General features: G+C 60.5%; 8 protein-coding genes. 1 reads left to right on the top strand and 7 read right to left on the bottom strand.

The window, feature by feature from the left end; all coding sequences use genetic code 11:
* Window positions 1–20: 20 nt before the first annotated feature.
* The 6 genes from BK658_RS08735 to BK658_RS08710 are packed head-to-tail and all read right to left on the bottom strand — an operon-like array spanning window position 21 to window position 4248.
* The gene (locus BK658_RS08735) at window positions 21–1700 is read right to left on the bottom strand and encodes an acyl-CoA synthetase family protein (protein WP_123581967.1); all 1680 of its coding nucleotides are present in this window, start codon (window positions 1698–1700) and stop codon (window positions 21–23) included.
* Entirely contained in the window at window positions 1697–2242 is a 546-nt protein-coding gene (locus tag BK658_RS08730) for a COG4648 family protein (RefSeq protein WP_054595265.1), read from the bottom strand. The genes BK658_RS08735 and BK658_RS08730 overlap by 4 nt, the downstream gene beginning before the upstream one ends.
* On the bottom strand, window positions 2239–2493 hold the full coding sequence (locus tag BK658_RS08725; protein WP_123423883.1) for an acyl carrier protein: 255 nt from the start codon (window positions 2491–2493) through the stop codon (window positions 2239–2241). Before BK658_RS08725 ends, BK658_RS08730 begins: the two co-directional genes overlap by 4 nt.
* A gap of 9 nt (window positions 2494–2502) precedes the next feature.
* Window positions 2503–2763 (bottom strand): phosphopantetheine-binding protein, encoded by a 261-nt coding sequence (locus tag BK658_RS08720; RefSeq protein ID WP_054595267.1) that lies wholly within the window; start codon window positions 2761–2763, stop codon window positions 2503–2505.
* Window positions 2744–3553, bottom strand: a complete 810-nt coding sequence (locus BK658_RS08715; protein ID WP_123581966.1) for a lysophospholipid acyltransferase family protein — start codon at window positions 3551–3553, stop codon at window positions 2744–2746. Before BK658_RS08715 ends, BK658_RS08720 begins: the two co-directional genes overlap by 20 nt.
* Window positions 3529–4248 (bottom strand): beta-ketoacyl synthase chain length factor, encoded by a 720-nt coding sequence (locus BK658_RS08710; RefSeq protein WP_054595269.1) that lies wholly within the window; start codon window positions 4246–4248, stop codon window positions 3529–3531. The genes BK658_RS08715 and BK658_RS08710 overlap by 25 nt, the downstream gene beginning before the upstream one ends.
* Window positions 4249–4607: 359 nt before the next feature.
* Here BK658_RS08710 and BK658_RS08705 point away from each other — a divergent pair, with 359 nt between their 5' ends.
* Complete coding sequence (locus BK658_RS08705; protein WP_123581965.1) at window positions 4608–5378, top strand: ParA family protein; 771 nt, start codon at window positions 4608–4610, stop codon at window positions 5376–5378.
* A gap of 146 nt (window positions 5379–5524) precedes the next feature.
* On the opposite strand, the gene trxC is transcribed toward BK658_RS08705, so the two are convergent.
* On the bottom strand, window positions 5525–5959 hold the full coding sequence (trxC, locus tag BK658_RS08700; protein ID WP_123581964.1) for a thioredoxin TrxC: 435 nt from the start codon (window positions 5957–5959) through the stop codon (window positions 5525–5527).
* Window positions 5960–6023: the final 64 nt, after the last annotated feature.

The raw sequence follows: 6023 nt of genomic DNA, 5'->3' as shown, positions 1-6023 counted from the left end.
CTCGCCACAGATACAGAGCTTTAAACATGCACAGCCTCCAGCAAAATTCGTCCACTGGAGCAGGTAGCTGTCTCGTTGCGGTAGGCGAAATACAATTTGCTGCGCAGTGGGTCGAAGCGCAGGTGCAGCTGGATTTCATCGCCGGGGCGTACCAGTTGCTGGAATTTCAGAACTTCCATGCCGGCAAACTTTATCGGCAGCTCCATCAATTGCCGACCCAGGTTCAGCGCCCACTCGACTTGCACCACACCAGGCAATACGGGAGTTTGCGGGAAGTGGCCGCTGAAGTAGGCGAGGTCCGGCGGCACTGCCAGTTGCAGGCTCCATTCACCGTCGGCTTCGACCTGTTCCAGCACGTGCGGTGCCTTTGGGCGGGGCGCCAGCAGCAGGGCTTCAACGTCGGCTTGCGGCAGTTTGCCTTGGGCGTTCAGCGGCAGTTGACGCAACAAGCGCCAGCGGCGCGGCAAGGCCAGGGTTTCGCAATGTTGGCTCAAGTGCTGACGCAGTTCCTGGGTCAGCGTACGCCGCCCTTGATTGCGCAACGCATGCAGGCCTTGTTCGCTCAGCACCAGCAAGGCACCCAGCGAAGCCCGGTTTTCCTGAACCACGCCAAGGCGCGCTTCGGCGACCCAGTCGTGGGCCATCAGCGCCTGTTCCAGCATCGGCAACGAGATACGTTTTTCTTCCAGTTTGACGATTCGGTCGAGCCGTCCGAGCAGTTTGAAACGACCGTCGTCGGCGATGCGCGCGGCATCGGCGGTGTGTTCAATGTGGTCGACCGGCAAGTACGGCGAGGCGATGAGCAGGGCTCCGTCACTGTCCTGGCTGAGCACGACATCGGCAAAGGGCTGCCAGAGATCGTCGCCCTGACGCCAGGCAATGCCACCGGTCTCCGAGCTGCCGAGAATTTCCGTCGGCCATTGTTGCAGGCGTGTGTGCAAGCATTGCGCGGCTTCGGCCGGTAACGCGCCACCGGAGGAAAACACTCGGCGGACTGCGCTCAAGGCCGGCCAGTCGAGGTTGTCGCCCATGCGCTTGAGCAACGCCGGGCTGGCAACCCAGGCGAAGGCCGGGTGTTCGCGGCTGGCGCGCTGCAAGTCTTCCGGGAACGCCAACTGCCGGCGTACGAACGGACGCCCGGCGCACAGTGGCCACAGCACCCGAAACAGCAATCCATAGATGTGCTGGGTGCCGACGCTGCCGATGATGCAGGCGTTGCCCAGGTCCGCGCCCCACAAGTGCTCCAGCGCCTGCACTTCATTGGCCAGTTGCCGCAGGGTTTTCTCGATGCGCTTGGGTTCGCCGCTGGAGCCGGACGTGCACAGGCTCAGGTGACAGTGATCGAGATCCAGTTCGGCGGCAGCCAGCGGCGCCTGCTGCAAATCAGTCAGATGCGCGTCGTCTGCCAAATCAGTCAGCCACAGATCAACCGCCGTCGACCAGCGCAGACGGGTCTGGGGTTGCAGATCGACGGGCAGCAGCACGCTGACCCCGGCACGCCAGGCGCCGAGCAGGGCAATGGCCAGTTGCGCGGCATCTTCCAGGTGCACGGCAATGCGGGTTACACCTTGTGCTTGCAGGCCGGCGGCGAGGCGCAGGGCCTGCTCGCACAGGTCGGCGTGATTGAGCGCCGGATCCGCCGTGACGGCGCGCGCAGGTAGTGCCTTGAGCAACAGTTGCTCAAGTTTTATCCAATTCATGGGTGGCCTCGTACCCGTTGTCGTATGAGCCATTCAATGGCAAACAGCAAACCCATTAACCCGTAGGAGATCAGGCCGGTGTACAACATCCACCAACTCAACGGCGCCCAGAGAGTCAGGGCGGCCGCGAGCAAACCGTTACAGAGGAAAAACACACTCCAGGCGATCGTCACCTGGCGGGTATAAACAATGGCCTTGTCCGGCAGATGCGGTTCGCGCAAACGCGCCAGCCGCTCGATCATCGGTTGCCCGAACTTCAGGCTCAGACCAAACAGCGCCAGCATGAAACCGCTCATCAACACCGGGTACCAGCGCAGCAACACTGGGCTGTCGAACAGCGCCAGCAGCAGGCAAAAAGCAATGGCAACCACCGCCATCCAGACGCTGCCGGGGCGCCGCTCGCCCAGCAGCGCACGGGCCAGCCACAATCCGCCCAGCAGCAGACCAAACTGCCACGGGGCGAAATGTTCCATGCCGAAATACACCGCAAAGGGGTACAGCAGGCCCGCGAGCAGCAGGCCGAGGCCGATCAGTCGACTCATGCGGCCGGTTGAACCAGACGGTAGACCGCCTCGACCACGTCGCCGACAGTACGCACCGACTTGAACTCTTCGGCGGCGATTTTCTTGCCGGTCTGGCGTTTGATGTGATCGATCAGATCGACCGCGTCGATGCTGTCGATTTCCAGGTCCTGATACAGGTTGGAGTCCAGGTTCACGCGTTCGGGTTCCAGCTCAAAGAGTTCGACCAAGGCATCGCGCAGGGTGTTGAAGATGTCGTCACGAGTTTGCATGGTCCGGTCTCAAGCTGCCTGTTTTGCAGTGACGAACGCCGCAAGGCTCGCCACGTTGGTGAAGTGACCACGGGTGTCATTGGCATCGGCGTCGATTTTGATGCCGTACTTTTTCTGGATCGCCAGGCCGAGCTCCAGCGCGTCGACCGAGTCCAGGCCCAGGCCTTCGCCGAATAGCGTCTGCTCGTCGCCGATGTCCTGCACGCCGATGTCTTCGAGGCCCAGGGCGTCAATGATCAGCAGTTTTATCTCAAGCTTCAGATCGCTCATCTTCGGCGAGCTCCTTAATAAAGTAATGGTGAAAATAATCGTTGAGCTTGCGCGAGGCCTGAGGTGCAGGGCCCAGCGCGGCGAAGGCCTGTGGGTCTATATCGGCCCCGACACGGAAACTGAAGTGCACGCGGCGTTTTGGGATCCGATACCAAGGCTCGGCCTTGGTCAGGGTCGTGGGGCTGACCTTGATGATCACCGGGGTGACAATTCTCGCACCGCGCAGGGCAATTGCCGCAGCACCCCGATGAAAGGCCGGCGGTTGACCGGGTTGGGTGCGGGTGCCTTCGGGAAAGATGATCAGGGTCTGCTGATTTTTCAGCGCGTCGGCAGCGGCATCGAGCATCTCCATGCTGCCATCGTTGCTGATGTATTCGGTGCGACGTAACGGGCCACGGGTAAAGGGGTTTTCCCAGAGGCTTTTCTTGACCACGCAGTTGGTGTGGGGCACCAGGCCGATCAGGAATACGACATCGATCAACGATGGATGATTGGCGATGATCATCTGCCCCGGGCGCCCGAGCTTTTCCGCACCCTGGATGTCGTAGGTCAGCACGCCTGTGCGGGCCATGAACCGGACAAAAAACCAGAATATCCGGCTGACGGTATATCGTGCCCGTTGCCGATGGGTCTGGGCATCGCCCGGCAGGCAACTCAATAGCGGCAAAACTACCAATCGCAGGCACAGCGCACCCAACCCGAAGAAGGTGAAGCTCGCGGCAGTGGCCAGCAGACGCCAGTAATAGGCGTCGCGGTTTTTATCGGTTACTGGTTGCGTTGCCAGGTCCATACACGATTTTTCCAGGCATGTTGGCAGGTGGTCTGCTGGCCGAGCAGCGTACTCAACAGATTCAGCGCATGAGGCCAATGGGGTTTGGACAACGTATCCGAGGTGCTGTTCAGAGACAGCTGCCACTGATTTCCTGGCGTGATCAACAGGCCCACCGCGTACGGAAACGGCACATCGTCGATCCAGGTCGAGTAGGCTTGTGGCGGCTGCTCTTCGGTGATCACCAGCAACACCGCAGGCGCGCCTTCTTCGAGCAGCGCCGCCGCCTCCAGCATGCCGTGTTCAAGGCCATCGCCGGCTGCGGCGAGGGCGGTCATTTCGCTGGTTTCGCCGCGCATGATCGACCACAGGCCAATGACCGCGTTGTGCACCGACAGACTGAACTGGGTCGGCGACAGCGGCTGATCGGCGGCCAGGTCGTTGAGAATCTCGAAGGTGCGCGGGGTTTCGCCGTGACGAGAAATGAAGACCAACGGTAGCTGTTCGTGACCCTCGGCCAATGGCCAGCCGACACTAAAGGCCATCCGCGCCAGACGGCTGAGTCGCCGACGCTGCATGGCTGGCAAAAACGATACGTCGGGGGCGGCATCGCTGTTCTCAAGCACGACCGGTTGTCGGCTCCAGGCTTGCCAATCGTCCACGCTTTCGAGCCCAGGGGCCCAAGCGCGCCATTGGGCGATATTGAATTTGATCACTGAAAATTCATCCCGCCCCTGCGGGCTTCCTTGACGCGGTGAGTCGATTGACCGGCGACTGACCCGGCATGACGCTACCGCCGAGTGGCGCGCATTATCCCGGTGCGGCGGGCTTGTAGCAAATACTGGCCCCATTTTGTTCAGCGTGCCATGCCGTTTATCTGCGAAAAAGCTGTCGTTTTGCCATTATTCAGTTTTTTACAGACATGTCTGTCAGTTGATTCATCGATCAAAGAGCGAAGCCGGTCGGTTTTTTGCCGAGATTGCAGCTGACCGTGCAGTCCGACTGCCAACGAGGTAGCGAAGCAGCGGTGTCGGCAACTACACTCGGTCATTCTTTGATACACGGAGGTTTTGACATGCGGCGCGTGGTGTTCAATCAGAAAGGTGGCGTAGGCAAATCCAGTATTGCCTGCAATCTGGCGGCGGTCAGCGCCAGCGAGGGCTATCGCACGCTGCTGGTGGATCTCGATGCCCAGGCCAACTCCACTCAGTACCTGACGGGTTTGACCGGCAACGACATCCCGATGGGCATCGCCGACTTCTTCAAACAGACCTTGTCATCCGGGCCGTTCTCGAAGAAAAACCAGGTCGACATCTACGAAACCCCGTTCGACAACCTGCATGTGGTCACCGCCACGGCCGAGCTTGCCGACCTGCAACCCAAGCTTGAGGCCAAACACAAGATCAACAAGCTGCGCAAACTGCTCGACGAACTGGCGGAAGACTACGACCGGATCTACCTCGACACCCCGCCAGCGTTGAACTTTTACGCCGTGTCCGCGTTGATCGCCGCCGACCGCGTGCTGATTCCCTTCGATTGCGACAGCTTCTCCCGTCAGGCGCTGTACGGCTTGCTGGCGGAAATCGAAGAGTTGAAGGAAGACCACAACGAAGACCTGCAAGTCGAAGGCATCGTGGTCAACCAGTTCCAGGCCCGCGCGAGCCTGCCGCAGCAGATGCTCGACGAGCTGATCGCCGAAGGCCTGCCGGTGCTCCCGGTGTACCTGGCCAGCTCGGTGCGCATGCGCGAATCCCACCAGGCCAACATGCCGCTGATCCACCTCGACCCCCGGCACAAACTGACCCAACAGTTCGTCGAACTGCACAACCTGCTGGAAAACACCTGATTCCTACAGACGACGTAGAACCCATGTGGGAGCGAGCCTGCTCGCGATGAGGGCCTGACAGCCGACATTGCAGGTGACTGATAAACCGCTATCGCGAGCAGGCTCGCTCCCACATTATTTGGTTCAGGGTGGCTTCGAGATCGTCGTCAAACCCCCTGACTGCGCAACCAGCTCATCAACTGCGGCAACGGAAACGCCCCGCTCTGACGTGCCACTTCCCGGCCGTTCCTGAACAGAATCAAACTCGGAATCGAGCGAATCCCCAGCTGCGCCGACAACTGCTGATTCGCCTCACTGTCCAGTTTGGCCAACCGACACTTGCCCGCCAACTGCCCCGCCGCCTGCTCGAACACCGGCGCAAACGACTTGCACGGCCCACACCAATCCGCCCACACATCCACCAGCAACGGCAGATCGCCCTTGATCTGACTGGCGTAATCGCCTTGCGTCAGCTCGAAGGGTTTGTTCAACAGGATCTCGGCTTTGCAGCGTCCGCACTTGGGGTGATCGCCTAGGCGCTCGGCGGGGATGCGGTTGAGGCCGTTGCAGTGGGGGCAGGGGATGAGCAGTGGATCGGACATCGGAGAGCTCCGTAGAGGCGAGGCAGAGATTTAGTAGTTGGAGGCTGGTAGCAGAGATATCAAG

Origin of the sequence: Pseudomonas brassicacearum, from assembly GCF_003732175.1 — a bacterium.
Classification (GTDB): Bacteria; Pseudomonadota; Gammaproteobacteria; order Pseudomonadales; family Pseudomonadaceae; genus Aquipseudomonas; species Aquipseudomonas brassicacearum_G.
This window is presented reverse-complemented; position numbering and strand designations above follow the sequence as displayed.